We start from the raw sequence: 23,905 nt of genomic DNA on the forward strand, positions 1-23,905 counted from the left end.
TGCCCCCCGAAGGTATATTGCTTTGCATATCAATAATAAGAATATTTCATCGATAAAAGCATACTTTCCCGTCTTTTTATCCCTAAACTATTCAGCAGTCCGATATCGCATGGCAGCGGCACGCCAAGGGCTCCGGCCCCTCGCGCTCCCCACCCCCGCTGCTCGATAACGAGCCAGGAGACTGCATGAAATACCATCACCATGAATACGTGTCCCGCGACCCGCGGATACAGGACCCGGCAGGGACCGGCATCAACCGGCCGGACGATCCGCCCGACGAGGTCGATGTGCTGATTGTCGGAGCGGGACCGGCCGGCATGATCGCCGCCGCCCAGCTGTCGCAGTTCTCCGGCGTCAACACGCGCATCGTCGATCGCAGGGCTTCCCGACTGGAAGTGGGGCTGGCCGATGGCATGCAGAAGCGCAGTCTGGAGACCTTCGATGCCTTCGGCTTCGCCGAACCGCTGATGGCGGAAGCCTGCCATGTGACGGAAACGGCCTTCTGGAAACCGGACCCGGCGTCTCCTGAGCACATACACCGCGTCTCCCGCCTGGACGAGGACCCCAACAAGGTCAGCGAATATCCGCACCTGACGGTCAATCACGCCCGCGTGCTGGATTATTTCGCCGAATTCATGGCGCATTCGCCTACTCGGATGAAACCGGATTACGGCCTGGAATTCCAGGGACTGACCATCGCGCCGTCGGGCGATCACCCGGTCGAGGTCAAGCTGGCATACAGCGCAGGTCCGAAAGCAGGGCAGGAGCGCACGATCCGCGCCAAATACGTGATCGGCTCGGACGGCGCCCACAGCGGCGTGCGCAAGGCTCTGGGATGGCGGCTGCAGGGAGAATCCGCCAATCATGCCTGGGGCGTGATGGATATCCTCGCCGACACGAACTTTCCGGACATCCGCGTGAAATGCGCCATCCAGTCCGAATCCCACGGCAATATTCTGCTCATTCCGCGCGAGGGCGGGTTTCTGTTCCGCCTGTATGTCGATCTCGGGGATGTGGGGGCCGGCGACCAGGGCGCAATCCGCCGCACGCCCGTCGAGCAGACCATCGCCCGGGCGCAACAGATCTTCCACCCCTATCGCCTGGACGTCCGCCATGTGGCCTGGTACAGCGTCTACGAAGTCGGACACAGGCTGTGCGAGCGTTTCGACGATGTGCCGCAGGATCAGGTCGGACGCCGGATGCCCCGGGTGTTCATCGCCGGCGACGCAGCCCACACCCATAGCGCCAAGGCCGGGCAGGGGACCAATGCCTCCATGCAGGACGGCTTCAACCTGGGCTGGAAGCTGGGTCACGTCCTGGAAGGCAGAAGCCCGGAGACGCTGCTGGCGACCTATTCGGCCGAGCGGCAGAAAATCGGCCGGGACCTGATCGATCAGGACAAGCACTGGGCCGCCCAGATGGCCAAGGCTCCGGAGGATTTCGCCAGCCAGGCCGAGTTCGAGGAAGCCTATTTGCGGATCAACGAGTTCGCGCAGGGTTTCATGACCCGATACGAATCCTCCATGATCACCGCGACGGCGCAAGACCAGGCCCTGGCCACGGGATTCCCCATCGGCAAGCGCTTCTGGTCGGCCGAGGTGATGCGGGTCGCGGATGCCAATCGCCGCCATCTGGGCCACGAAGCCAAGGCCGATGGACGCTGGCGTCTGTACGTCTTCGCCGACGGCGCATCGCCGGGAGAGGACTCGCCGGCAGCTGCGCTGGGGCGTTGGCTGGCGCAGTCCCCCGAATCGCCGATTCTCCGGTTCACGCCGGCGGGGGCGGACGAAAACGCCAGGTTCGACATCAAGATCATCTATCAGCAGAACCACACGCAGATCGACATCGGTCAAGTTCCGGCCGTTTTCACACCTCGCATGGGCCCCTATCGCCTGGCGGATTATGAAAATATCTACGCGGCTCTGCCGGAGACTGATATCTTTGATCTGCGCGGAATCGACCGGCGCGGCGCGCTGATCATCGTGCGCCCTGACCAGTACGTCGCCAACGTGCTTCCCTTGGGCGCGACGGAGCGCCTGGCGGCATTCATCCGGGCCATTGCTTTACCCCAACGTTAAAACCAGAAAACAGGAGACAAATCATGAAATTCGGCATGAAGCTGGGAGCCGTCGCACTATCCATGAGCGCGGCGCTGAGCGTCGGCGCTGCCCAGGCGAAAGACCTTACGGTGGGCCTGGTCCTGTCGGTGTCGGGGCCGTTCGCCGACTACGGCAGGCAGATCCAGAACGGCATCCACCTGTATATGGCGGAACACGGCGACACGGTGGCGGGCCGCAAGATCAAATTGATCGTCAAGGACGATACCGGCATCGCGCCGGCGGTGGCCAAGCGCCAGGCGCAGGAACTGCTGATCAAGGACAAAGTCGACATCCTGGCGGGATTCGATCTGACGCCGAATGCTTTTTCCGTCGCCCCGCTGGCGACCGAGGCCAAGGTGCCGATGATCGTCATGAACGCGGCCACCTCGTCCATCACCGAAAAGTCGCCCTACATCGCCCGCGTGTCGATGACCTTGCCGCAAAGCTCCTGGGCCATGGCCCAGTGGGCCTACAAGAACGGCATTCATTCGGCCTACATCCTGGTGGCGGATTACGGCCCCGGCCACGATGCGCAGGAACAATTCAAGAAGACGTTCACGGCGCTGGGCGGCAAGATCATGGGCGAAGTCCGCACGCCCGTCAGCACGGCGGATTACTCGCCCTTTCTGCAGCGCGTGAAAGACATCAAGCCGGCGGCGCTCTTCTTCTTCGTGCCGCCGGGCAGCTCCATGGTCTCGCTGATCAAGAACTTCCGGGAACTGGGGCTGGACAAACTGGGCATCAAAGCCATGGGGCCGGGCGACATGACGGATGAAAATTCCCTGCCGGCGCTGGGCGACGCAGCCCTGGGCATGATCACGGCCTTTCATTATTCGGCCGCCCACGATTCGCCGCAAAACAAGGCGTTCGTGGCCGCCTACGCCAAGAGCTTCCCGGGCGACGCCCCGAATTTCATGTCCATCGGCGGCTACGACGGCATGCAGCTGATCTACAAGGCCCTGGAAAAGACCAACGGGGACGCCGGCGGCGATGCCTTCATGGCAGCGGTCAAAGGCATGAAATGGGAAAGCCCGCGTGGTCCGGTGGAGATCGATCCCAATACCCGCGACATCATCCAGAACGAATACATCCGCAAGCTGGAACGCGTCGACGGCACGCTGCAGAACGTCGAATTCGACACCTTCAAAGCGGTGAAAGACCCGGGAAAGCAGGGCTGATGACAGCACTGGCGCTCCATCCGGGAACGCGCATGGATACGGTCGCGACGAGCCATGGGATCTGACTGGACCGACCGCGTCCGCCTGCGCCACCTGAGGTTCCTGCTGAGCCTGGCGCAGACGCGCAACCTGAGCCATTCGGCCTCGGCCCTGCACACCACGCAGCCAGCCCTGTCCAAATGGCTCAAGGACCTGGAAGCCGATATCGGCCTGACGCTGTTCGACAGACACGCCCGCGGCCTCACGCCCACGCCGCACGGCCAGACCCTGATCGATCACGCCCGGCGCATCGAGGCGCAGCTGGATCGCGCCGCCGCCGACATGAAGATCCTCAGCGAAGGCGGGGCGGGGCACGTCGCACTGGGAGCTTCGGGGGTGGCCGCCACGGAAGCCGGGCCGTTGTCGGTTCTTGAGATGGCCGCCCGCATGCCGGAATTGCGCATCGATCTGGTGGAAGGCTCCATGGACCTGCTCCTGGGGCAGTTGGCGCAGGGAGATCTGGATATTGTCCTTGGCCGCACGGTCGAGGTGCCCGAAGACCTTCCTGCCTTCAATACGGAAGTTCTTTACACGGAGCCCGTCGATCTGGTGACGCGGTGCGACCACCCTCTGCTGCGACAAGCCGAGATCGGCTGGGGCGACGTCCAGCAATACCAATGGATCGTCTGGCCCAAAGGTTCGCCGATCCGCAAGGCGCTCGAAGACGCGCTGGCGGCTGCGGACCGCAGGCTGCCGTCGAACTATATCGAATCCAATTCCGTGATCGCCAATGTGACCCTGTTGAACAACAGCGATGTGATTGGCACAGCCTCGCATCGGTCCGCATTGATCCTGTCCGACATGAACATGTTGCGGATTCTGCCGCTCAGGCCGCAAGGGACCGGTTCGGTCTCGCTGTACTGGCGCAAAAACGAACGATTGCCGAAATCCGTGGAGCAGGCGCTGGACTGCATCCGCTGGGTGATCGAAACGGGCGAAAGCACCGCCCGCACAACGCCGGATACCGGAAGCGCTTCCTGAGCCTGGTTTCGTCCGGGTAGCGTTGATGCATTTTAGACTTTACATAATACACATTATGCGAATTAAAGAGTGGACGGAGGCGGCGGGACTCTGACCATTTCCCAGCCCGGGAACAGCTCCCGGAATCTCCCATTGATCGACCACGACCTCCGAACGGATCAAGGTAAGATGCTAAGTCTCCCCGTCCTTCCGCCAACACCGTCCATCGTCATGCGCATGAATCCCTCGACCCTGATCGGCATTGTCGCCAGCATCCTGCTGCTGGCCGTGGTGCTGGTGTTTTCCGCCGAAGATCCGCAACTGTTCATCGATTTGCCTGGGCTGGGCATCGTGCTGCTGGGCACGGCCGCGGCCACCTTCATCGCTTATCCGCTGCGCGAGGTCATGCGCGTCTTCGGCCTGATCCGCAGCGTCGTGCATCACGAACAGCTCCATGTCGAGCGCGACCTCGAAGACCTGGTCCAGGTTTCCAAGATCTGGATGCAAAGCGATATCCGGGCCGTCGAGCAGGCGCTGGAAAAAGTCTCCAACCCCTTTCTGCGCAGCGGCGTCCAACTGGTCATCGACAATGTCCCGGAACCGGACATCATGGACCTGCTGCAATGGCGCATCGCCCGCATGAAAGCGAAGGAACACGCCGAAGCGCAGTTGTTTCGCGTCATGGCGGGCTTCGCCCCGGCGTTCGGCATGGTCGGCACGCTGGTAGGCCTGGTCAATCTGCTGTTCCTGCTGGGAGACGGCGACATCACGGCCATCGGTCGCCAGATGGCGCTGGCCCTGATGACCACGTTCTACGGGGTGCTGCTGGCCAACCTGCTGTTCAAGCCCATTGCCGTCAAGCTCGAGCGCCGCACGGAACAACGGCTGGTGCTGATGAACACCATCATGCAGGGCATTTCCATGATGAGCCAGAAGCGCAGTCCCGCCCTGATGCGCGAAACGCTCAAGGCCTTCGTGGCCGACGTGCGCGATGAAATCAAGGACAGCGAAGCCGCGCCTCGCGCGGAACAGGCTTCATGAGATCCGGCCCGCTTGAACTGCAGCCTGCCCGCGAGTTCGCGCAGCGCATGCACGAACTGGAAGCCGAGCTGCAACGGGCCCGCCGGGCCCAGCGCCGGCTGAAAGCCGATCCGGACGCCCCCTCGCGCTGGGGGCTGGAAAGCCGCGCCCCCGCTCAGCAGGAGGAAGGCTGGTTCCTGACCTACCTGGACATGATGACCCTGTTGCTGGTCGCCATGATCGTCATGCTGGCGTTTTCCGGGGGCATGATGCGGCACGGCGGGGAAGCCGCGGCAAAGCTGGCGCTTCATCCGCCGCTGGCCGCGCATCCGGCGCCGGACGCGGGCGCTCCCGCGCCCCCCGCTCCGGCGACGCCTCCGGGAGTCGAGGACCGCCCGGACGACATTCCGGCGCCGGAGGCCGCATTCCCCTACCCGGCGGCCCCGGCGGATGCATTCGAACAGTCCGCCTATCCGTCCAAGGCCGTGGCCGCCCTAGCCTCCGCCTATCCGACGCCGATGGATCTGGCCCCCAAGCGCCCTGTCGAAGCGGCTCCTGCTCCCGCAGCCGCCGCGGCACCGCCGCAAGCGGACGCCGGCGCAACGGTTCCCCCCACCCCTCCGGCACCGGCAAGCCCGCTCGTCGCGCCTGTCGTCACCGCCACGCCGGCGGCAGCGCCAGGCCCGGCGGTCGCTCCCGCGGCAGCCACGCATCCGGCGGAGCCGCCCCCGGCTCCGGCCGACAAGCCTGCCAATGCGCAATCGGAAGGCCAGTCGCTGGCAGCCGCCCTGCCTCTGGACGAACTGGGCAGCGAGGTCGAAGTCATCGTCAACAAACGGTCGGTCAGCTTGCGGATCAATAGCGAGATTCTCTTTGGCACAGGCCAGGCCGACCTGAGCCCGCACGGCCTGGCCGTGCTCAAGCGCATGGCGGAAGTCCTGGGCAAGGGAGGCTACGACATCATGGTCGAAGGCCATACGGATTCCGTCCCCGTGCGCAATAATGGCCGCTACCCGTCCAATTGGGAGTTGTCCAGCGCCCGGGCGGGCAGCGTGGTGCGTTATTTCCAGGCCAATGGCATCGACAAGGCGCACCTGAAGGCGGTCGGCTATGCCGATACCCGGCCGATCGCCAGCAACCGGGACGCCGAAGGCCGCGCCCGCAATCGCCGTGTGGAACTGGTGATCGAGAAGCCCGAGCCCGTAGCCGCCGGGGGGACGAAAAAAGCCGCGCAGACGGACGCGCCGCCTGCGGCTCCAAGGCCTTAAGTCACCGTTTGGCCAACCCGGGTACGGGCTGCCGCACCCCTCGGGAAAGACACAGGGGCTAATCCCTGGAAAAAGCCCGGCCCTGGAAATCGACCGTGATCAGATTGCCATCCAGGGCCCCCATCCCCGGCGCGTTCAGGGGCATGCCGGGAGCGGCGACCCCCGGCACGGAGGTGTCGGCCAACAGCTTGCGGACGACGGATGCCGGGACATGGCCTTCCACGATCTGGCCGCTGGATTCGACCCGGGCCGTATGGCAGGAAGCCAGGGCCATGGGCACGCCCAGACGGGACTTGACGGCCGCCATGTCGGCCGACGGGACCTCGCGCACCTCGAATCCCTCGGCGCGCATATGTTCGGCCCAGCCATGGCAGCAGCCGCAGTTCGGATCCTGGTAGACGGTGATGGCCTCGCCCGCCGTGGCATTCAGGCTCGACAGGGTGCCGGCGGCCAGCAGCCCGGCCAATACGAGTGATTTCATGCGCATGATTCCGTGTGTGATGAATAGTGCCTGCTTGGACGCGGGCAGGATGGATTTGGTTCCCAACGCCCGGACTCAGGTCTGCTCGAAGCGGTCGTAGCGGCGCTCGGTGCGGATTTCTTCATGCTGCACGCCCGTCACGTGGGCGGCAGGCGGCCCCTGCAGCAGCCAGGACAGCATCTGATCCACGGCGCCATGGGACCCTTGCAGCAATATCTCGACGCGGCCATCCGGCAGATTGCGGACCCAGCCGCCCAGTTTCAGTCCGTGCGCCTGACGCACGGTGGCGGCTCGGAACCCGACCCCCTGCACCTTGCCTTGAATGAAAACTGACAGGGTTTCGACGGTATCTGTAGGATGCAACGGTTTCATGAATGGCAGGGACAGGTTCGGAACATGCCAGTATCCCATATCCGGCATCGGCGGCAGGCCGACGCGCGCTTGACAGTCAGCGGATCGTGAAAGCTGGGGCGGGGAAAGCATGTTGATCTCCTGAAAGCCCGAGGACGCCGGCTCCTAGAATGTAACTGTTCATCGTGCCGGGCGGGCAACCTGCTTCGCGCCGCGGTCTGCCGGGCCAACCCTGCCGGGGCGTCCTATCCCGGGTTTCCTCACAGCAAAGGTACCGCCATGGGCATCCGTTCCTTATCCATCCGCGCCAAGGTCGTTCTGGCTTCCGCCCTGACAGTCGCCGTGGCCATGGTCCTGCTGGCGACAGCCAACGTCCTGTCGGCTCAGCGGACCGTCAAGGATCTGGTCGGGTCTCAGACCAACAGCCTGATCAAAAGCAATGCGCGGGAAATCGAAAGCTGGGCCCGCGACAAGACCGACATCCTGTCGTCCCTGGCGCCGGTCGCATTGTCGGACCAGCCCGAACCCTATCTCCAGCAGGCTCAGAAATCCGGCCGCTTCGTGCAGACTTACGTGGGGCGGCAGGACAAGCGGATGGTCACGAATGTGCCGCTGAACCTGCCCAAGGACTACGACCCGACCACCCGTCCCTGGTATGCCGATGCCGCCAAGGCCGGCACGCCCATCCTGACCGCGCCCTATCAGGATGCGGCATCGGGCTCCCTGGTGCTCAGCGTGGCGGTGCCGCTGCAAAAAGACGGCAAGACCCAGGCGGTCATCGCGGGCGACATCGGCCTGGACGACATCATCGCCAGCACACGGGCCTTGCGCCCCACCGAAAACAGCTTCGCCTACCTGGTAGCGGGCGACGGCAAGATCATCGCCCACCCCGACCCGCAGCTGACCCTCAAGCCGGCCACCGATGTTTTCCCGCGCTACGACGTCCAGCGCCTGCAGGGGCTCGCCGAGCATCCGGGGGAATTGGGCGACACCATCAAAGCCGGCCCCGCCTACTGGCTGTCGGCCACCCGCATCCAGGGCACCGATTGGACACTCGTAGTGGCGCTCAGTCAGGACGATGTGCTGGCCGGGGTGCGCCAGATGCGTTTGCAGGCCGTGGTCACCGGGGTGTTGATGATCCTGGTGGCGGCGGCAGTGCTGGCGGCCCTGATGCGCGCCCTGCTGCGCCGGCTGGGCAGCTTGAAAGACGCGCTCCAGGATATCGCATCGGGCGAAGGCGACCTGACGCGACGCCTGGATCAATCCGGGCACGATGAGCTCGCCCAGGTCGGGGCGTCCTTCAACCAGTTCGTGGACAAAATTGCCGGCACCTTGCGCAGCATCCGCCAGACCACGGATTCCGTGCACATCGCATCCGACGAAATTGCGGCGGGCAATACCGACCTGGCCCGGCGCACGGAAGGCGCGGCGGCCAGCCTGCAGGAGACCTCCAGTTCCATGGAGGAACTGTCCAGCACGGTCAAGCAGACGGCCGATGCCGGCAATGCGGCCGTCGCTCTGGCCAACAGCGCCCGAGACGCGGCCAATCAGGGGGGTGCCCTGATGGGACAGGTGGTCGAAACCATGCAGGCCATCAACGACAACGCCAGCAAGATCGGCGATATCATCGGCGTGATCGACAGCATTGCCTTCCAGACCAATATCCTGGCCTTGAACGCCGCCGTCGAAGCCGCCCGCGCCGGCGAGCACGGCAAGGGGTTCGCTGTGGTGGCGTCCGAAGTGCGCGCCCTGGCCCAGCGCAGCGCCCAGTCAGCCCGTGAAATCAAGGCGCTGATCGGCACCAATGTCACCCAGGTATCCCACGGCGGCGAACAGGTCCGCCAGGCGGGCGACGCAATGGACAAGATCGTGGCGGAGGTCCAGCGCGTCACGGACATCATCAACGAGATCAAGGTCGCCACCAGCGAACAAAGCCTGGGCATCAGCCAGATCGAAATCGCCGTCCAGCAGCTGGACGGGTCCACACAGCAAAACGCCGCGCTGGTGCAGGAATCGGCGGCGGCTGCCGACAGCCTGCGGGACCAGGCGCAGACGCTGGCGCGGGCGGTGGCGGGGTTCAAGCTGGATGCCGATACCCATGCCGTGGTCCAGGGAACAGCCGGCCGGCCAGCCCTGCCGGCGCCACGGCAATAGGCGCGATCCCCCTTTTTCCGGATGGGTTTTTGCCGAAATCGGTCATATCGACATAGCCCATCCATCGTTCTGTTTCATAGGCCCGCTACCTAGAATGACGTCATTGTCCACCGCCTGTCCGGCGGCGCCACTGACCCATTCGAGGCCCTCATGAGCAACCCCCAGCCGTCCATCCGCAAACATGCCGTGGTGATCATCGGCGCCGGCACAGGCGGCGCCGCCGTAGCCGCCCGCCTGCGCCGCAACCAGCCCGATCTGGATATCGCGGTGATCGAACCTTCCCGCCACCATGATTACCAGCCGGCCTGGACCCTGGTGGGAGGCGGCGCCTATCGGGCAGAAGACACACGCCGCAATCTGCACGATTGCCTGCCCGACGGCGTGCCCCACATCGCCCAGCGCGTGACCCGCCTGCTGCCCGACGAGCGCCAGGTCGAGCTGGACGACGACAGCCGGGTGGCTTACGACTATCTGGTGGTGGCCGCCGGCATCCAGGTCAACTGGAACGCCATCGACGGACTGGAGGAATCCCTGGGCAAGAATGGCGTGACCAGCAACTACCGCTACGACCTGGCTCCCTACACCTGGGAGCTGGTGCGTCAGTTCCAGGGGGGGGCGGCCATTTTCACGCAACCCGCCGGCGCGGTGAAATGCCCGGGCGCGCCGCAAAAGGCGCTGTATCTGGCAGCCGACCATTTCCGCCGCCACGGGATCAAACCAGCCAGCCTGCAATTCCGCTCCGGCGGCGCCTCCGTGTTCGGCATTCCGTTCTATGCCCAGGCTCTCGACAAAGTCATGGCGTCCTATGGGGCCGATCCGCATTACGGCCAGACACTGGTGCAGGTGCGCGGCCAGGATCGCATCGCCGTCTTCGAGTCGCTGGTCGATGGCCAGGCCGTGCGCGAGGAGGTTCCCTACGATATTTTGCACGTGGTGCCGCCGCAAAGCGCCCCCGACTTCATCCGTCAAAGTCCTCTGGCCGACGCCAACGGCTGGCTGGAAGTCGACAAACACACCCTGCGCCACCCCCGCTATCCGAATGTCTTCGGCCTGGGAGACTGCACCTCGACGCCCAACAGCAAGACGGCCGCCGCCATCAAGAGCCAGGCGCCGGTGCTGGCCAGCAATCTGCTCGGCGCCCTGCGCGGCGCCGGCAATGTGGAATCCTACGACGGCTATGCCGCCTGCCCCCTGACCACGTCGCGGGGCAAGGTCCTGCTGGCGGAATTCACGTACGGCGGCACGATCACGCCCAGCCTGCCGCTGGACCCGCGCGTGCCCCGGCGCTTCTACTGGTGGCTGAAGCGGTCGTTCCTGCCCTGGTTCTACTGGAACATCCTGATCAAGGGCCGGGGCTTGCCGGTCACGCATAAATCCCGGGCGTTCCCGGCCGGCGCGCCATCGGTCCAGCCCTGATGCACGGCGGACAGGATACCGGCCGCGGCATGGCGGCCGCCCTTTTCGCGCGGCGTTAATGGTATCGTTTCCAGAAGCTGCCCCAGGCCTCCAGGCCTGGGCCTCATTCACACGTCCTCAACTCAGAAACGGAGACCCCATGTCCGCATCCTCCCCTCGTCTGGCCTTGGTGACCGGCGCCTCCGCCGGATTCGGGCGAGCCATCGCCGCAGCCCTGTGCAGAGACGGCTGGACGGTCATCGGGGCGGCCCGCCGTGAAGACCGCCTGCGGGATGTGCGACAGGAACTGGGCGCAAGCTTCCATCCCCTGGAACTGGACGTCACCTCGCCGGCCAGCGTCGAACGCGCGGCGCTCCAGGTGGAAAAGGAATTTCCGTCCGGCCTGGACCTGCTGGTCAACAACGCAGGGCTTGCGCTGGGGGTCAAACCGGCCCAGCAGGCCGACGTGCAGGACTGGGAATCCATGATCCAGACCAACGTCATGGGCCTGAGCCGCATGGTCCATCGCTTCCTGCCGGACATGGTGGCTCGCGACCGGGGCCATGTGGTGAATATCGGCTCCGTCGCCGGCAACTACGCCTATCCGGGCGGCAACGTCTACGGCGCCACCAAAGCATTCGTCAAACAGCTCAGCCTGGGCCTGAGGGCCGACCTGCACGGCACGCGCGTGCGGGTCACGAATATCGAACCCGGCCTGGTCGGGGGGACCGAATTTTCCAGGGTCCGCCTGCATGGGGATCAGGCCCGCGCAGCGGCTGTGTACGAAAACGTCGAGGCCCTCCAGCCCGAGGACATCGCGGAAGCGGTCGTCTGGGCCGCCAATCAACCCGCCCGGGTCAATATCAACATCATCGAAATCATGCCGGTTGCGCAAAGCCTCGTCGGCACCCGGCTGCACCGGACGTCCTGAGATCGATCTGGACCCAGGCCAGACTGTTCAACAGGCATCAGCATTTACCCTTAAGGGCGTCTGGCCTATTGGGATCGTTTCAGGGCTCAAGCAATGGATATGCGGCTCTTGAACCATTTCGCTGCTTTATGGACAGTCCGCTGGTCCTAAAACTTCACTGCATCTGGACCTAGTCTCCCTGGGCAACTATGGGCACCATGAATGAACGCACGGCATGCCGGATCTAGCCACCAGCCCGGCGCCCTGCCCTTCAAAAATCAAGGAGACTACTGTGAACCCATTGTTTCGCCCCATCCGCAAACTAGCGGCACTCAGTATCCTGGCGGGCGCGCTGGGCCTGAGCGGCAACGCGCTGGCCGCCACCAAAGTGGTCGTCGGCTATCAACAGATCGTCGGCCCCTTCGTCAGCGCCATCGCCGACGGCAGTTTCGACAAGGCATTGAAGGAAGTCGGGTACGAGATCGACTGGCGCCAGTTCAGCTCGGCCGGCGACATTTCCAGCGCTTTCGCATCCCGTGACGTCCCCATCGGGGTGCTGGGATCGACCGGCATCACGGCCGCCGTCACGCGCGGCGTCAATATGGAGCTGTTCTGGATTCTGGACAATATCGGCAAGTCGGAGGCGCTGATCGCCCGCAACGGGTCGGGGATTGAAAAGCCCAAGGACCTGGTGGGCAAGAAAGTCGGCGTGCCGTTCGTCTCGACGTCCCACTTCCACCTGCTGGTGGCGATGAACGACATCTGGCGCATCAAGGCCGGTGACGTCCAGATACTGAACATGCAGCCGCCTCAGATCGTGGCCGCCTGGCAGCGTGGCGACATCGACGCCGCCTATGTCTGGCCCCCCGCACTGACCGAAATCGAAAAGACCGGCCACAAGATCACCGATTCCGAGGAAATCGGCAAGCAGAGCGTACCGACGTTCGACGGCATCGTGGCCGACAAGGACTGGGCCGCCAAGAACCCGAAGTTCATGGCGGCATTCACCAAGGTCCTGGCCCAGGCCTACCAGGGATTCGACGCCCGCAAAGGCTCTCTGACGGCCGATTCGCCTGAAATCAAGGGCATCGTCAAGATGATCGGCGGCGCACCGGCCGACATCGCCAGCGCCATGAACCTGCTGCTGTTCCCGGATGCCAAGGAACAGTCCTCGTCCATGTGGCTGGGGGGCGGCAAGGATGCCGGCGCCGTCAAGGCGCTGACCGCCAGCGCCGCATTCCTGAAAGCGCAGCGTCAGATCAACGCGCCTTTGGGCGATTATGCCCCGTTCGTGAACGCCACCTACGCCGAAGCTGCCGCCAAGGCCAGCCAGTAAACGGCGGGCCGCCCGCAGCGGCGGCCTGATCACCCATGAGGGCCGGCATTCGCATCCGCCCTCATCCGGAAGGCCCGCCGTGTCCGGCGGCGCCTTCCGGGCAGTACAAGGAGACATCATCATGACTGCGCCAATGGGCAATCTCAGTATCCGCAACGCCAGTGTCACCTACCCGTCCCAGAGATTCGGCGGCGCCGTCACTGCCTTGAAAAACGTCAATCTGGAAATCGCGCCCGGCGACTTCGTCGTCGCCCTGGGCGCATCCGGCTGCGGCAAGACCACCTTGCTGAGCGTGCTGGCGGGTTTCCTGACCCCCACCGAGGGCGAGATTCTGCTGGGCGGCCAACCGGTGCTGGGCCCCGGTTCGGACCGTGGCGTCGTCTTCCAGAAGCACGCGCTTTTGCCATGGCTCAACGTCATCGACAACACGGAATTCGGCCTCAAGCTGCAAGGCGTGTCCAAGGCCAAGCGCCACGAAATCGCCGCCCGCAACCTGGAACTGGTCGGTCTGGCGGATTTCCACAAACACATGATCTACCAGTTGTCGGGCGGCATGCAGCAGCGCGTGGGCATCGCCCGGGCGCTGACCTGCAACCCCGCCATGCTGCTGATGGACGAACCCATGGCGGCTCTGGACGCGCTGTCGCGCGAAACCATCCAGGAACTGCTGCTGGATGTCTGGGACCATACGCACAAGATGTTCTTCTTCATCACGCACAGCGTGGAAGAGGCTCTGTTCCTGGGCTCCAAGCTGGTCGTCATGTCCCCGCGCCCCGGGCGGATCACCAATACGTACGATCTGGATTTCAACAAGCGCTTCCTGGAAACCCGGAATGCGCGGGCCATCAAGTCCAGCCCGGATTTCATCAAGATGCGCGAAACCGTGCTGGACATCATTTACGGCGACGAACGCGAGGCGGGTGAGCCGGCGGAGTATCAACGTGCCTGAAACCACCCTGAAGCTCACCCAACGGAGCCCCATCATGTTTTCATCCAGAACAAAAAAGCGGCGCTCGGCGCAGCCCGGCAAGGTCTACGGCGCGCCCGGCGCCGGCTACAGCGGCCACATCAGCACGATGACGGCGCTGTTTCTGATCGGACTCTGGTTCCTGGTCACCGGCATGGGCTGGATCAAACCGATCTTCCTGCCCTCGCCCGTCGCCGTCTACGACAAGTTCGTCGAGGCCGTCACCATCGGCGTGGCCAATTCCACGCTGGCTCAACACACGATGGCCAGCCTGGGCCGCGTCATGGGCGCTTTCTTCCTGGCGCTGGTCACGGCGGTTCCCATCGGGATCCTGATGGGCGTGAACCGGGTGATGCGCGGGCTCTTCGACCCGATCATCGAGTTCTACCGCCCCCTGCCCCCGCTGGCCTACCTGCCGTTGGTCATCATCTGGTTCGGCATCGGCGAATTTCCCAAGATCTTCCTGATCTTCCTGGCCATCTTCGCACCGATGGCGATCGCCGCGCGCGCCGGGGTCAAATCCGTATCGATCGAACAGATCCACGCAGCCTACGCCATGGGCGGCAGCAGCCGGCAGATCATCTATCACGTCATCCTGAGAGCCGCTTTGCCCGAGATCTTCACCGGCATGCGCATCGGCATCGGGGTGGGCTGGACGACGCTGGTGGCGGCCGAAATGGTGGCCTCCGCGCGCGGCCTGGGTTTCATGGTGCTCAATGCCGCCCAGTACCTGGCCAGCGATACGGTCATCATGGGCATTATCGTCATCGGCTTTTTCGCCCTGGTCTTCGATATGCTGTTGCGCTACCTGGAGCGCGTTATGATCCCCTGGAAAGGAAAAGTCTAAAGGTTCGCACGCATGTCAGAGATCGGCCCCGTCAGTTCGGTTCAATGGTCGGCGTTATTCGAACGCGTCAACGATTACAACCTCAGCTTGCAGGGCCGCATCCGGCAGATGCTGGTGTCCGCCATCCTGGGCGGACACTTGCCGCCCGGCGCCGCGGTGCCGTCCAGCCGGGAACTTGGCCGCGCCCTGGGCGTGGCGCGCAACACCGTCGTTTTCGCCTACCAGCAACTGGTGGTCGAGGGCTACCTGGAATCCCGGGAACGCAGCGGCCATTTCATTGCCCAGGACCTGCCCACGAACCAGCCGCCACCGCCCGAACAGCCTGCCGGCGCTCCCTCGCGCAGCCAGACGGACTGGGACAGGCGCCTGGTCTTTCACCCATCCCGCCAGCGCAACATCATCAAGCCCGCCAATTGGCAGAGCATGCGCTACCCGTTCATCTACGCGCAATTCGACGCCAAGCAATTCCCCACGGCGGAATGGCGCGAATGCTGCATGCGTGCGCTCTCCGTGCTCGACATCCGCGTCTGGGCGCCGGATCTGATCACCCACGACGACCAGACCCTGGTCGACGCGATCCGCAACCAGGTCCTGCCGCGGCGGGGCATCTGGGCCGAAGCCGATGAAATCGTCGTCACCGTGGGAGCCCAGCACGCCCTGTACCTGGTGGCCAATCTCCTGATTCACAGCCACACCGTGGTCGGCATCGAAGACCCGGGCTACCCTGACGCCCGCAATATTTTCGCTCATCGCACGGAACGCCTGGTGCCGTTGCCCGTCGACGACGACGGCCTGTGCCTGTCGCCCATGCTGCAGCACTGCGACTATCTGTTCGTCACGCCCAGTCATCAGTGCCCCACCAATGCGACGCTGTCCATGGAGCGCCGAGTCGCCCTGCTGGAACTGGCCCGGCGCACCGACAGCATCCTGATCGAAGACGACTACGAGACCGAAAACAGTTATGACGGCCACCACTCGCCCGCTCTCAAAAGCCTCGACAAGCATGGCCGGGTCCTGTACATCGGCAGCTTGTCCAAAAGCTTCGCGCCCGGCCTGCGCCTGGGCTATATCGTGGCGCCCCGCGAACTGGTGGTGGAATTGCGCGCCTTGCGCCGGTTGATGCTGCGCCACCCGCCAGCCTATCTGCAGCGGGCCTTCGCCCTCTTCATCTCCCTGGGACACTATCACGCCCTGCTGCGCCGCTTATCGCTGGTCTATGCCGAGCGCGCCCAGGCGCTGCAGGCCGCCATGCGCGAATTCCTGCCGCAATTCCACGGCAAGCCCATTCATGGCGGCTCTTCCTGGTGGGTTCAAGGCCCGGACGATGTCGATACGGAACGCCTGGCCCAGGCTGCGTTGCAGGCGGGCATCGTCATCGAACCCGGCCACGTATTTCATCACCATGCGCATTCCAGCGACCGCAGCCATATCCGGCTGGGCTTTTCATGCATCGACAAGGACACCATCCCCGAAGGGATCCGCGCCTTGGCGGACGTCCTGAAAGCGATGAAATAACGCTGAAAAGCCGGCGGGCCTTGCCGCCGAAGAGATCGGGCGATCCAGCTCCCGCCTACCGGGAGCGTCGCCCATGACGCCTCCCGGCCAGGGACTCATGCCTATGCCGGCAAATGAGGGCGCTGCTTGCGAAAGGCGTTCTTGAGGATGATCTTGCCGTCCTTGAAGACCAGCAGATCCACCATATTGGCTTCGATGCGCGAGCCGTCTGTGGTGGTGCCCGTGAAAGTCGATTCCATGATGCCCTGATCGCCGCTGGCCCAGCACCGGGCGTTGCGCCATGCGGCATCCGGAATTGTCTGCCAGGCCGCTTCGAAGGCCTTGCGCACGGCGACCATGCCTTCATGGCGGGCGCCGCAGGCCAGGGGGCCCGCCACGCCCTCGAAGACGCACTCTTCATGCATGAATGACATCAGGGCCTCGATGTCGTGGCGGTTCCACGCATCGCCGAAGGCCTCGATGGTGCTTTGCAGGTCTTGCTGGGTCATGTCCGGGTCTCCTGTGTGCATCGGGATTGCGCCACGCGCGCGCCCCTGTCTGATACCCATACGGTAGGAGAGGATGCTCTGGAGGTCTAGGACCAGAAGAGACGTTTTCATGGCACCAGATCGGCCTCCGGATGTTTCTATGTCTGCCTAGACATGAAACGCTACGTTCCGATTTCAGAAATTTAATTTGACTTTTAAAAATCCATCAGTAGAATCTCAATTACGCAATAACGAGATCTGTCATCTCGATATTTGGAATCAAGAGATTCTTCGCCCCCCTTTTTGCATCCGCATACCAGGAGACAACACAATGACGACCGATACGCGCAAAGCCGTTCAAGGCCTGCAGGCCATGACCCCGTCCGAAGCTTTCGTCGAAACCATGGTGGCCAACGGCGTCACCGAAATTTTTGGCATCATGGGCTCCGCTTTCATGGATGCCATGGATATCTTCGCTCCCGCCGGCATCAAGCTGATCCCGGTGGTGCATGAACAGGGCGCGGGCCACATGGCCGACGGCTACGCCCGCGTCAGCGGCCGCCATGGTGTCGTGATCGGCCAGAACGGCCCCGGCATCAGCAACTGCGTGACCTCGATCGCCGCCGCCTACTGGGCCCACACCCCCGTCGTCATCGTGACGCCGGAAGCCGGCACGACCGGCATCGGCCTGGGCGGCTTCCAGGAAGCCAAGCAACTGCCGATGTTCCAGGAATTCACCAAATACCAGGGACACGTGACCCATCCGGCCCGCATGGCCGAATACACGGCCCGCTGCTTCGACCGCGCCAAATCCGAAATGGGTCCCACGCAGTTGAACATTCCGCGTGACTATTTCTACGGCCAGATCAAGGCCGAAATTCCCCAGCCCCAGGAACTGGATCGCGGCCCCGGCGGCGAACGTTCCTTGTCCGAAGCCGCCAAGCTGCTGTCCGAAGCCCGTTTCCCCGTGATCATTTCCGGCGGCGGCGTGGTGATGGCCGATGGCGTCGAGGCCTGCAAGGCCTTGGCCGAACGCCTGGGCGCGCCGGTGGTCAACAGCTACCTGCACAATGACTCGTTCCCCGCCAGCCACCCGCTGTGGTGCGGCCCTCTGGGTTACCAGGGTTCGAAGGCGGCCATGAAATTGATCCAGGACGCCGACGTGGTGCTGGCGCTGGGCACGCGACTCGGACCCTTTGGCACCCTGCCCCAGCACGGCATGGACTACTGGCCCAAGGAAGCCAAGATCATCCAGATCGACGCGGACAGCAAGATGCTGGGCCTGGTCAAGAAAATCACGGTGGGCATCTGCGGCGACGCCAAGGCCGCCGCCGAGGACCTGACCCGACGCCTGAAGGCGATGACGCTGGCCTGCGACGCGACCAAGGCCGAGCGGTCGGCGCGCATCCAGGCGGAAAAGGACGCCTGGGAACAGGAACTGGATTCCTGGGCCAATGAAAAGGATCCCTTCAGCCTGGACATGATCGACGAAGCCAAGGGCGAAACCCCCTTCTCCGGCGGCACCTACCTGCACCCGCGCCAAGTGCTGCGCGAACTGGAAAAAGCCATGCCGGAAGACGTGATGGTGTCCACCGACATCGGCAACATCAACTCGGTGGCCAACAGCTACCTGCGCTTTGAAAAACCGCGCAGCTTCTTCGCGGCCATGAGCTGGGGCAATTGCGGCTACGCCTTCCCGACGATCATCGGCGCCAAGGTCGCCGCCCCCCATCGTCCGGCCATTTCCTACGCGGGCGACGGCGCCTGGGGCATGAGCATGTCGGAACTCCTGACCTGCGTGCGCCACAACATCCCCGTGACGGCCGTGGTCTTCCACAACCGCCAGTGGGGCGCGGAAAAGAAGAACCAGGTGGACTTCTACAACCGCCGTTTCGTGGCCGGCGAGCTGGACAACCCCAGCTTCGCGGAAATCGCCCGCGCCATGGGCGCCGAGGGTGTCACCGTGGATCGCCTGGAAGATGTCGGCCCGGCCCTGAAAAAGGCCATCGACGCGCAGATGAACGACGGCAAGACCACGGTCATCGAGATCATGTGCACCCGTGAACTGGGCGACCCGTTCCGCCGCGATGCCTTGTCCAAGCCGGTCCGCCTGCTGGAAAAGTATCGGGACTACACCTGATCGCCGCCCCGGGAGCCGACTCATGCAAACACTGAATGCCCTGCTGGACGCCGCGCGGCGCCAACCCATGCGGATCGTTCTGTGCGAAGGAGACGACCCCCGGGTGCTGCAGGCCGCCCGGCGGGCGGCCGACGACGGCATTGCGCAAGTTCTGCTCGTGGGGGCCGATCCGGCCCAGGCGGGCGGCGCGGTGCGATGCATCGATCCGCAGGCTTCGGGATGGCTGGAGGCGTTCGCCGACACGCTGTTCCAGCTGCGTCGCCATCGCGGCATGACGCAGGATCAGGCCCGGGAGGCCGCGTGCCAGCCGCTGGTCTTTGCCGCCCTGATGGTCCAGGCGGGCCAGGCCGACGGATCCGTCGCCGGCGCGGTGCATACCACGGCGGACGTCGTGCGCACCGCCATGCAGGTGCTGGGCAAACGCCCCGGCGTGGAGACGGTATCCAGCTTTTTCATCATGATGCGCGATGAACCGTTTCCGTCCGGAAGCCAGGCCATGATCTTTTCCGATTGCGGGCTGGTCATCGAACCGTCATCCGAAGAGCTGGCGGAAATCGCGCTGGCGTCCGCCCATAGCGCCCGCGTCTTGCTGGACATCGAGCCGCGCGTGGCCATGCTGTCGTTTTCCACACGCGGCAGCGCCCACCATGCCGAAGTGGACAAAGTCCGGCGGGCGACCGAAATCGTGCGGGACCGCGCGCCCGATCTGGCGGTCGAAGGCGAAATGCAGCTCGACACGGCCATCGTGCCCGACATCGCCGCCCGCAAATGGCCCGGATCGTCCGTGGCCGGACAGGCGAACGTGCTGATCTTCCCCAATCTGGCCGCCGGCAACATCGGCTACAAGCTCAGCGAACGCCTGGGCCGCGTCACCGCCCTGGGGCCGCTGTTGCAAGGCCTGAGCAGGCCGGCCAACGACTTGTCGCGCGGCTGTTCGGCCGATGACATTTATCAGGTGATCGCGGTCACGGCCGTTCAGGCCCAACATCAAGCCGCGTGATCCCGCCCCCTACCCTCGCAGCAGCATCAGCGTCATCGACTCGGGTTCGATGACCGTCGCCCCGGTGAAGGGGCGATCGTAGGACGCGACCAGATACAGGGTTGCGCCGAAGCCCAACGAAAACAAGGCCATGGCCAGGATCATGGGGCGGCGCTGGGTAGCATGCAGTTCATAGATGACGCAAGCAGCCACGAACAACAGCACCAGCACGGCGGTCCATTTGGTCGGCATGACCCGGGTATTGGCGACCAGCAAACGCTGGTTGCGGGCGGATTCGACCTGTTGGGCATAGCGGCGCAGGTCCTTGGCGGCCTGCCCCATGCCGATCTGGTCCGCGCCGGCATCCCTGGCCTGCACGTCGATCTGGACCGACGTCTGTTCCAGCGCGTCCAGCAGGCTCTCGGCCTTGCCGCTGGCTTCCCCGCGAGCCATCAACGGCCATTCCTCTTCAACCACCTCGCGGATGTAATCGTTCGTCAGGCCGGTCACCTGCTCTCTGAGTTCGGCCGGCAAGTGCGCGGCGGTGCGCAACACGTCGGCCACCGCGATGGCCTCTTCTTCCACCGCCGTGCGCCCCTTGGTTTCCTGCCGCCAGACGTCGGACGCGACGAAGGCGATCACCAGGCCGGTGGGCAGCAGGATGCCCGACAGCATGGTGTTGACCATATTGGTCTTCTGGCGGTTCGGCCAGGCGATGCGTACCGCCACCATGCATACCGCGGCGGCGGCTGCCGTCAGGCCGACAATGAAGATACAGGCAATGAAAAGCGACCAGTCCTGCAGGTCATACATGAAATCAAACATCCCGGCCCCTTGTCCTGGTGCGTATGGTAGATTCTGTTCATGCGGCCTCGCGCGAGGGCAGGCCACATTATCACCGAATTCAGGCCGCTCCCCCAGGGGCTGTCCCCGAAGTTTGCCGATGGACGACACCATGCCGATAAAGCCTACTCTGCGCACCCGATCCCGCTGGACGATCCTGGCCGGCACGCTGGCGCTGGCCGCCTGCGCCAGCGGCCCGCAGGACAACCTGTCGTTGATACCCGCCCAGCTGGACCAGCAGACGCAACAGAGCGGCCTGTTCGCCCAGCCCGTGAAATGGACTGCGCAGCGTCCGGGGTGTTCGGGGGAATGCCCGAAGCTGGTCGTGGATTCCCTGGCGTTCCCAGGGCATCCGCGCCTGACGGACTTGGTGGACCATGCCCTGGCCGCCATGACCTGGCTCGACACCCAGCGCCCCGCCCCTTACGACACGATCCGCAGTTATCAGGATTACTTCTGGAAGACGGCCGGTCCGCGGGACGAAACGGATTTGACGGCCCGCGCCCGCTATCGCAACAACCGCCTGACAGTCGTCGAACTGGATGTGGGCCAATACCGCACGGGCATGGCGCATGGCATGTCGGGGTCGCAGTTCCTGAACTGGGACAATCAGACCGAAAAGGCGCTGACCATCGATAACCTGCTGGCATCAGGAGCTCGTCCGGCCTTTGATGAGGCCCTGAAAAAGGCCCATGACCGCTGGCTGCGGGACCACGGCGACGCCGTCCAGAGCCTGGACAATTTTTCCCGCATGTGGCCGTTCGTATCCAGCGACAACATCGGCCTGACGGATCAGGGCGTCGTCGTCAAATACCAGCCGTACGAAATCGCCCCCTATGCCTGGGGACAGCCCGAACTCCTGATCCCCTACCCGCAATTGCAAGGCATCCTGCGCCCGGCCTTCCTGCCGCCCCAGCCCTGATGTCCCGCCTTGCGGGGGCGCCCCCGCAAGGCATACGCATATATCAACGCTGCATTATGCGCATCCTTCATATCGTTTGACGAAACGATTCGTTCGGTCCCGGGAAAGAACTCTTTAAGCTGAGGTCTCGATTCACCTGACGACGAGGCGCTTTCCATGCGATTCCGATTGCTGCTTTCCCTGGCAGTCACCTTGAGCCTGACGGGCGTGGCCCACGCCGCCGCCCTCACGCTGCTGAATGTCTCCTACGACCCCACGCGCGAACTGTATCAGGCCTACAACCAGGCGTTCGCCCGCTACTGGCAGGACAAGACCGGCGATCAGGTCACGATCCGCCAATCGCACGGCGGGTCCGGCAAACAGGCGCGGTCCGTCATCGACGGTCTGCAGGCCGACGTCGTGACGCTGGCGCTGGCGCCGGACATCGACGCGATCGCGGCGCATGGCGCCATCCGCCCGGATTGGCAATCGCGCCTGCCCGGAGGCAGCGCCCCCTACACGTCCACCATCGTATTCCTGGTGCGCAAAGGCAATCCGAAAGGCATCCACGACTGGAACGACCTGATCCGGCCCGGCGTTCAGGTCATCACGCCCAACCCCAAGACATCGGGCGGCGCCCGCTGGAACTACCTGGCCGCCTGGGGCTATGCGCTGCGCCAGCCGGGAGGCAGCGAAGCCACGGCACGGGCATTCGTCAGCCAGCTCTACCGCCATGTGCCGGTGCTGGATTCCGGCGCCCGAGGGGCGACCACGACCTTTGTCGAACGGGGCATCGGCGATGTCCTGCTGGCCTGGGAAAACGAGGCGCTGCTGGCGATTCAGGAACTCGGGCCGGACAAGGTCGACATCGTCGTGCCTTCCATCAGCATCCTGGCCGAACCGCCCGTCGCGGTGGTGGACAAGATCGTCGACGCTCGGGGCACCCGCGCGGTGGCGCAAGCCTATCTGGAATACCTGTATTCCGAAACGGGCCAGGAGATCGCCGCGCGCCATGGCTACCGGCCCACCTCGCAGGCGGTCGCCGAGCGGCATGCGCGGGAATTCCCGCCGGTATCGCTTTTCAGGCTGACCGACGTGGCCTCCAACTGGGCCGAGGCGCAGAAAACGCATTTTGCCGATGGCGGTCTGTTCGACCAGATTTATCTGCCGGGCGGACAGTAGGATCATGGCTGCTGCTCCATTCGCCCTGCCCGGTCCGGGCCGCCCGGTCCTGCCCGGCCGCAACCTGACGCTGGGCCTGACCCTGAGCTATCTGGGCCTGATCGTGCTGCTGCCTTTGTCGGCCATCCTGCTCAATGCCTCGACGCTGGGGGCCGAGGCATTCTGGCGGGCCGTCACCGCGCCCCGGGTCGTGGCCTCGTACCGGCTCAGCTTCGGCGCCGCCCTGGCTGCGGCGGCCGTCAACGTGATCTTCGGCGGCATCGTCGCCTGGGTGCTGGTGCGCTACCGTTTTCCCGGCAAGCGCCTGATCGACGCGCTGGTGGACCTGCCCTTCGCACTGCCCACCGCCGTGGCCGGCATCGCCCTGACCGCGCTGTATGCGCCCAATGGCTGGCTGGGCGGCCTGCTGGCGCCCCTGGGCATCCAGGTGGCCTTCAAGCCCCTGGGTGTCGTGGTCGCGCTGGTCTTCATCGGCCTGCCTTTTGTCGTGCGCACGGTCCAGCCGGTGCTGGAGGACATGGCCGCCGAATACGAAGAAGCGGCCAGCAGCCTGGGCGCCTCGCGCTGGCAGGTTTTCACCCGTGTCGTGTTCCCGACCATCCTGCCGGCCCTGCTGACCGGATTTGCCCTGGCGTTCGCCCGGGCGGCCGGGGAGTACGGCTCGGTCATTTTCATTGCCGGCAACATGCCCATGGTGTCCGAAATCACCCCCCTGCTGATCGTCACCAAGCTGGAACAGTACGACTACGCGGGCGCCACCGCCATTGCCCTGGTCATGCTGAGCATTTCCTTCGTCCTGCTGCTGGCCATCAACCTGCTGCAAGCCTGGGTGCGCAAGCGCTCGACCGGACGCACCGCCTGACAGGATACTCG

At 64.4% G+C, this 23,905-nt stretch carries 21 protein-coding genes; 17 read left to right on the top strand and 4 right to left on the bottom strand.

Annotated features, from left to right (window positions below; all coding sequences use genetic code 11):
- Positions 1-185: 185 nt before the first annotated feature.
- The 5 genes from WBG56_RS06940 (at position 186) to WBG56_RS06960 (ending at position 6,564) form a co-directional block, all read left to right on the top strand.
- Positions 186-2,078: an FAD-dependent monooxygenase gene (locus WBG56_RS06940; protein ID WP_424266619.1), complete on the top strand. Its 1,893-nt coding sequence runs from the start codon at positions 186-188 to the stop codon at positions 2,076-2,078.
- Positions 2,079-2,101: 23 nt separating this feature from the next.
- Complete coding sequence (locus WBG56_RS06945; RefSeq protein ID WP_424266621.1) at positions 2,102-3,277, top strand: ABC transporter substrate-binding protein; 1,176 nt, start codon at positions 2,102-2,104, stop codon at positions 3,275-3,277.
- A gap of 54 nt (positions 3,278-3,331) precedes the next feature.
- Positions 3,332-4,297 carry a LysR family transcriptional regulator gene (locus WBG56_RS06950; RefSeq protein WP_424266623.1) on the top strand — a complete coding sequence of 322 codons (966 nt, stop codon included), beginning with the start codon at positions 3,332-3,334 and terminating at the stop codon, positions 4,295-4,297.
- 216 nt (positions 4,298-4,513) lie between these two features.
- Positions 4,514-5,317: a motility protein A gene (locus WBG56_RS06955; RefSeq protein ID WP_424266625.1), complete on the top strand. Its 804-nt coding sequence runs from the start codon at positions 4,514-4,516 to the stop codon at positions 5,315-5,317.
- Positions 5,314-6,564, top strand: a complete 1,251-nt coding sequence (locus tag WBG56_RS06960; protein ID WP_424266627.1) for an OmpA family protein — start codon at positions 5,314-5,316, stop codon at positions 6,562-6,564. The genes WBG56_RS06955 and WBG56_RS06960 overlap by 4 nt, the downstream gene beginning before the upstream one ends.
- Positions 6,565-6,622: 58 nt before the next feature.
- On the opposite strand, the gene WBG56_RS06965 is transcribed toward WBG56_RS06960, so the two are convergent.
- Positions 6,623-7,045 carry a DUF411 domain-containing protein gene (locus WBG56_RS06965; protein ID WP_424266629.1) on the bottom strand — a complete coding sequence of 141 codons (423 nt, stop codon included), beginning with the start codon at positions 7,043-7,045 and terminating at the stop codon, positions 6,623-6,625.
- A gap of 75 nt (positions 7,046-7,120) precedes the next feature.
- Positions 7,121-7,417, bottom strand: a complete 297-nt coding sequence (locus WBG56_RS06970) for an acylphosphatase (RefSeq protein WP_424266631.1) — start codon at positions 7,415-7,417, stop codon at positions 7,121-7,123.
- Between the two features lie 258 nt (positions 7,418-7,675).
- Here WBG56_RS06970 and WBG56_RS06975 point away from each other — a divergent pair, with 258 nt between their 5' ends.
- From WBG56_RS06975 to WBG56_RS07005, 7 genes are all read left to right on the top strand, one after another.
- Positions 7,676-9,550 (top strand): methyl-accepting chemotaxis protein, encoded by a 1,875-nt coding sequence (locus WBG56_RS06975; RefSeq protein ID WP_424266633.1) that lies wholly within the window; start codon positions 7,676-7,678, stop codon positions 9,548-9,550.
- A gap of 150 nt (positions 9,551-9,700) precedes the next feature.
- A complete protein-coding gene (locus WBG56_RS06980) occupies positions 9,701-10,966 on the top strand; it encodes an NAD(P)/FAD-dependent oxidoreductase (protein ID WP_424266635.1) in 1,266 nt (421 codons plus the stop codon).
- Positions 10,967-11,105: 139 nt separating this feature from the next.
- The gene (locus tag WBG56_RS06985) at positions 11,106-11,876 is read left to right on the top strand and encodes an SDR family NAD(P)-dependent oxidoreductase (protein WP_424266637.1); all 771 of its coding nucleotides are present in this window, start codon (positions 11,106-11,108) and stop codon (positions 11,874-11,876) included.
- 271 nt (positions 11,877-12,147) lie between these two features.
- A complete protein-coding gene (gene tauA, locus WBG56_RS06990) occupies positions 12,148-13,191 on the top strand; it encodes a taurine ABC transporter substrate-binding protein (RefSeq protein ID WP_424266639.1) in 1,044 nt (347 codons plus the stop codon).
- Between the two features lie 133 nt (positions 13,192-13,324).
- Entirely contained in the window at positions 13,325-14,140 is an 816-nt protein-coding gene (locus WBG56_RS06995; protein ID WP_424266836.1) for a taurine ABC transporter ATP-binding protein, read from the top strand.
- Positions 14,141-14,174: 34 nt separating this feature from the next.
- Positions 14,175-15,005, top strand: a complete 831-nt coding sequence (locus WBG56_RS07000) for an ABC transporter permease subunit (RefSeq protein ID WP_424266838.1) — start codon at positions 14,175-14,177, stop codon at positions 15,003-15,005.
- A 12-nt stretch (positions 15,006-15,017) separates the two neighbouring features.
- On the top strand, positions 15,018-16,520 hold the full coding sequence (locus WBG56_RS07005; protein WP_424266641.1) for a PLP-dependent aminotransferase family protein: 1,503 nt from the start codon (positions 15,018-15,020) through the stop codon (positions 16,518-16,520).
- 101 nt (positions 16,521-16,621) lie between these two features.
- Here the strand turns inward: WBG56_RS07005 and WBG56_RS07010 are convergent, their stop codons facing one another.
- Entirely contained in the window at positions 16,622-17,008 is a 387-nt protein-coding gene (locus WBG56_RS07010) for a nuclear transport factor 2 family protein (protein WP_424266643.1), read from the bottom strand.
- Positions 17,009-17,318: 310 nt separating this feature from the next.
- On the opposite strand from WBG56_RS07010, the gene xsc reads away from it, so the two are divergent.
- The gene (gene xsc / locus WBG56_RS07015; protein ID WP_424266645.1) at positions 17,319-19,127 is read left to right on the top strand and encodes a sulfoacetaldehyde acetyltransferase; all 1,809 of its coding nucleotides are present in this window, start codon (positions 17,319-17,321) and stop codon (positions 19,125-19,127) included.
- 22 nt (positions 19,128-19,149) lie between these two features.
- Entirely contained in the window at positions 19,150-20,127 is a 978-nt protein-coding gene (gene pta, locus WBG56_RS07020) for a phosphate acetyltransferase (RefSeq protein ID WP_424266647.1), read from the top strand.
- Positions 20,128-20,136: 9 nt separating this feature from the next.
- Here pta and WBG56_RS07025 read toward each other — a convergent pair whose 3' ends face one another.
- Entirely contained in the window at positions 20,137-20,931 is a 795-nt protein-coding gene (locus WBG56_RS07025; RefSeq protein WP_424266649.1) for a hypothetical protein, read from the bottom strand.
- Between the two features lie 130 nt (positions 20,932-21,061).
- Between WBG56_RS07025 and WBG56_RS07030 the strand changes: the two genes are divergently transcribed.
- The 3 genes from WBG56_RS07030 (at position 21,062) to cysT (ending at position 23,894) form a co-directional block, all read left to right on the top strand.
- Positions 21,062-21,871, top strand: a complete 810-nt coding sequence (locus tag WBG56_RS07030; RefSeq protein ID WP_424266651.1) for an RsiV family protein — start codon at positions 21,062-21,064, stop codon at positions 21,869-21,871.
- A 156-nt stretch (positions 21,872-22,027) separates the two neighbouring features.
- Complete coding sequence (locus tag WBG56_RS07035; protein ID WP_424266653.1) at positions 22,028-23,032, top strand: sulfate ABC transporter substrate-binding protein; 1,005 nt, start codon at positions 22,028-22,030, stop codon at positions 23,030-23,032.
- A 4-nt stretch (positions 23,033-23,036) separates the two neighbouring features.
- Positions 23,037-23,894 (top strand): sulfate ABC transporter permease subunit CysT, encoded by an 858-nt coding sequence (cysT, locus tag WBG56_RS07040; protein WP_424266655.1) that lies wholly within the window; start codon positions 23,037-23,039, stop codon positions 23,892-23,894.
- The last annotated feature ends 11 nt before the right edge of the window (positions 23,895-23,905 follow it).

This window comes from Castellaniella sp., from assembly GCF_049671645.1.
Taxonomy (GTDB): Bacteria; Pseudomonadota; Gammaproteobacteria; order Burkholderiales; family Burkholderiaceae_B; genus Castellaniella.

Excerpts from the sequence above, each read along its gene's own strand:
- WBG56_RS06940 (WP_424266619.1), top strand. The coding sequence starts at position 186 with ATGAAATACCATCACCATGAATACGTGTCCCGCGACCCGCGGATACAG.
- WBG56_RS06945 (WP_424266621.1), top strand. The coding sequence starts at position 2,102 with ATGAAATTCGGCATGAAGCTGGGAGCCGTCGCACTATCCATGAGCGCG.
- WBG56_RS06950 (WP_424266623.1), top strand. The coding sequence starts at position 3,332 with ATGGGATCTGACTGGACCGACCGCGTCCGCCTGCGCCACCTGAGGTTC.
- WBG56_RS06955 (WP_424266625.1), top strand. The coding sequence starts at position 4,514 with ATGAATCCCTCGACCCTGATCGGCATTGTCGCCAGCATCCTGCTGCTG.
- WBG56_RS06960 (WP_424266627.1), top strand. The coding sequence starts at position 5,314 with ATGAGATCCGGCCCGCTTGAACTGCAGCCTGCCCGCGAGTTCGCGCAG.
- WBG56_RS06965 (WP_424266629.1), bottom strand. The coding sequence starts at position 7,045 with ATGAAATCACTCGTATTGGCCGGGCTGCTGGCCGCCGGCACCCTGTCG.
- WBG56_RS06970 (WP_424266631.1), bottom strand. The coding sequence starts at position 7,417 with ATGAAACCGTTGCATCCTACAGATACCGTCGAAACCCTGTCAGTTTTC.
- WBG56_RS06975 (WP_424266633.1), top strand. The coding sequence starts at position 7,676 with ATGGGCATCCGTTCCTTATCCATCCGCGCCAAGGTCGTTCTGGCTTCC.
- WBG56_RS06980 (WP_424266635.1), top strand. The coding sequence starts at position 9,701 with ATGAGCAACCCCCAGCCGTCCATCCGCAAACATGCCGTGGTGATCATC.
- WBG56_RS06985 (WP_424266637.1), top strand. The coding sequence starts at position 11,106 with ATGTCCGCATCCTCCCCTCGTCTGGCCTTGGTGACCGGCGCCTCCGCC.
- WBG56_RS06995 (WP_424266836.1), top strand. The coding sequence starts at position 13,325 with ATGGGCAATCTCAGTATCCGCAACGCCAGTGTCACCTACCCGTCCCAG.
- WBG56_RS07000 (WP_424266838.1), top strand. The coding sequence starts at position 14,175 with ATGTTTTCATCCAGAACAAAAAAGCGGCGCTCGGCGCAGCCCGGCAAG.
- WBG56_RS07005 (WP_424266641.1), top strand. The coding sequence starts at position 15,018 with ATGTCAGAGATCGGCCCCGTCAGTTCGGTTCAATGGTCGGCGTTATTC.
- WBG56_RS07010 (WP_424266643.1), bottom strand. The coding sequence starts at position 17,008 with ATGACCCAGCAAGACCTGCAAAGCACCATCGAGGCCTTCGGCGATGCG.
- xsc (WP_424266645.1), top strand. The coding sequence starts at position 17,319 with ATGACGACCGATACGCGCAAAGCCGTTCAAGGCCTGCAGGCCATGACC.
- pta (WP_424266647.1), top strand. The coding sequence starts at position 19,150 with ATGCAAACACTGAATGCCCTGCTGGACGCCGCGCGGCGCCAACCCATG.
- WBG56_RS07025 (WP_424266649.1), bottom strand. The coding sequence starts at position 20,931 with ATGTTTGATTTCATGTATGACCTGCAGGACTGGTCGCTTTTCATTGCC.
- WBG56_RS07030 (WP_424266651.1), top strand. The coding sequence starts at position 21,062 with ATGCCGATAAAGCCTACTCTGCGCACCCGATCCCGCTGGACGATCCTG.
- WBG56_RS07035 (WP_424266653.1), top strand. The coding sequence starts at position 22,028 with ATGCGATTCCGATTGCTGCTTTCCCTGGCAGTCACCTTGAGCCTGACG.
- cysT (WP_424266655.1), top strand. The coding sequence starts at position 23,037 with ATGGCTGCTGCTCCATTCGCCCTGCCCGGTCCGGGCCGCCCGGTCCTG.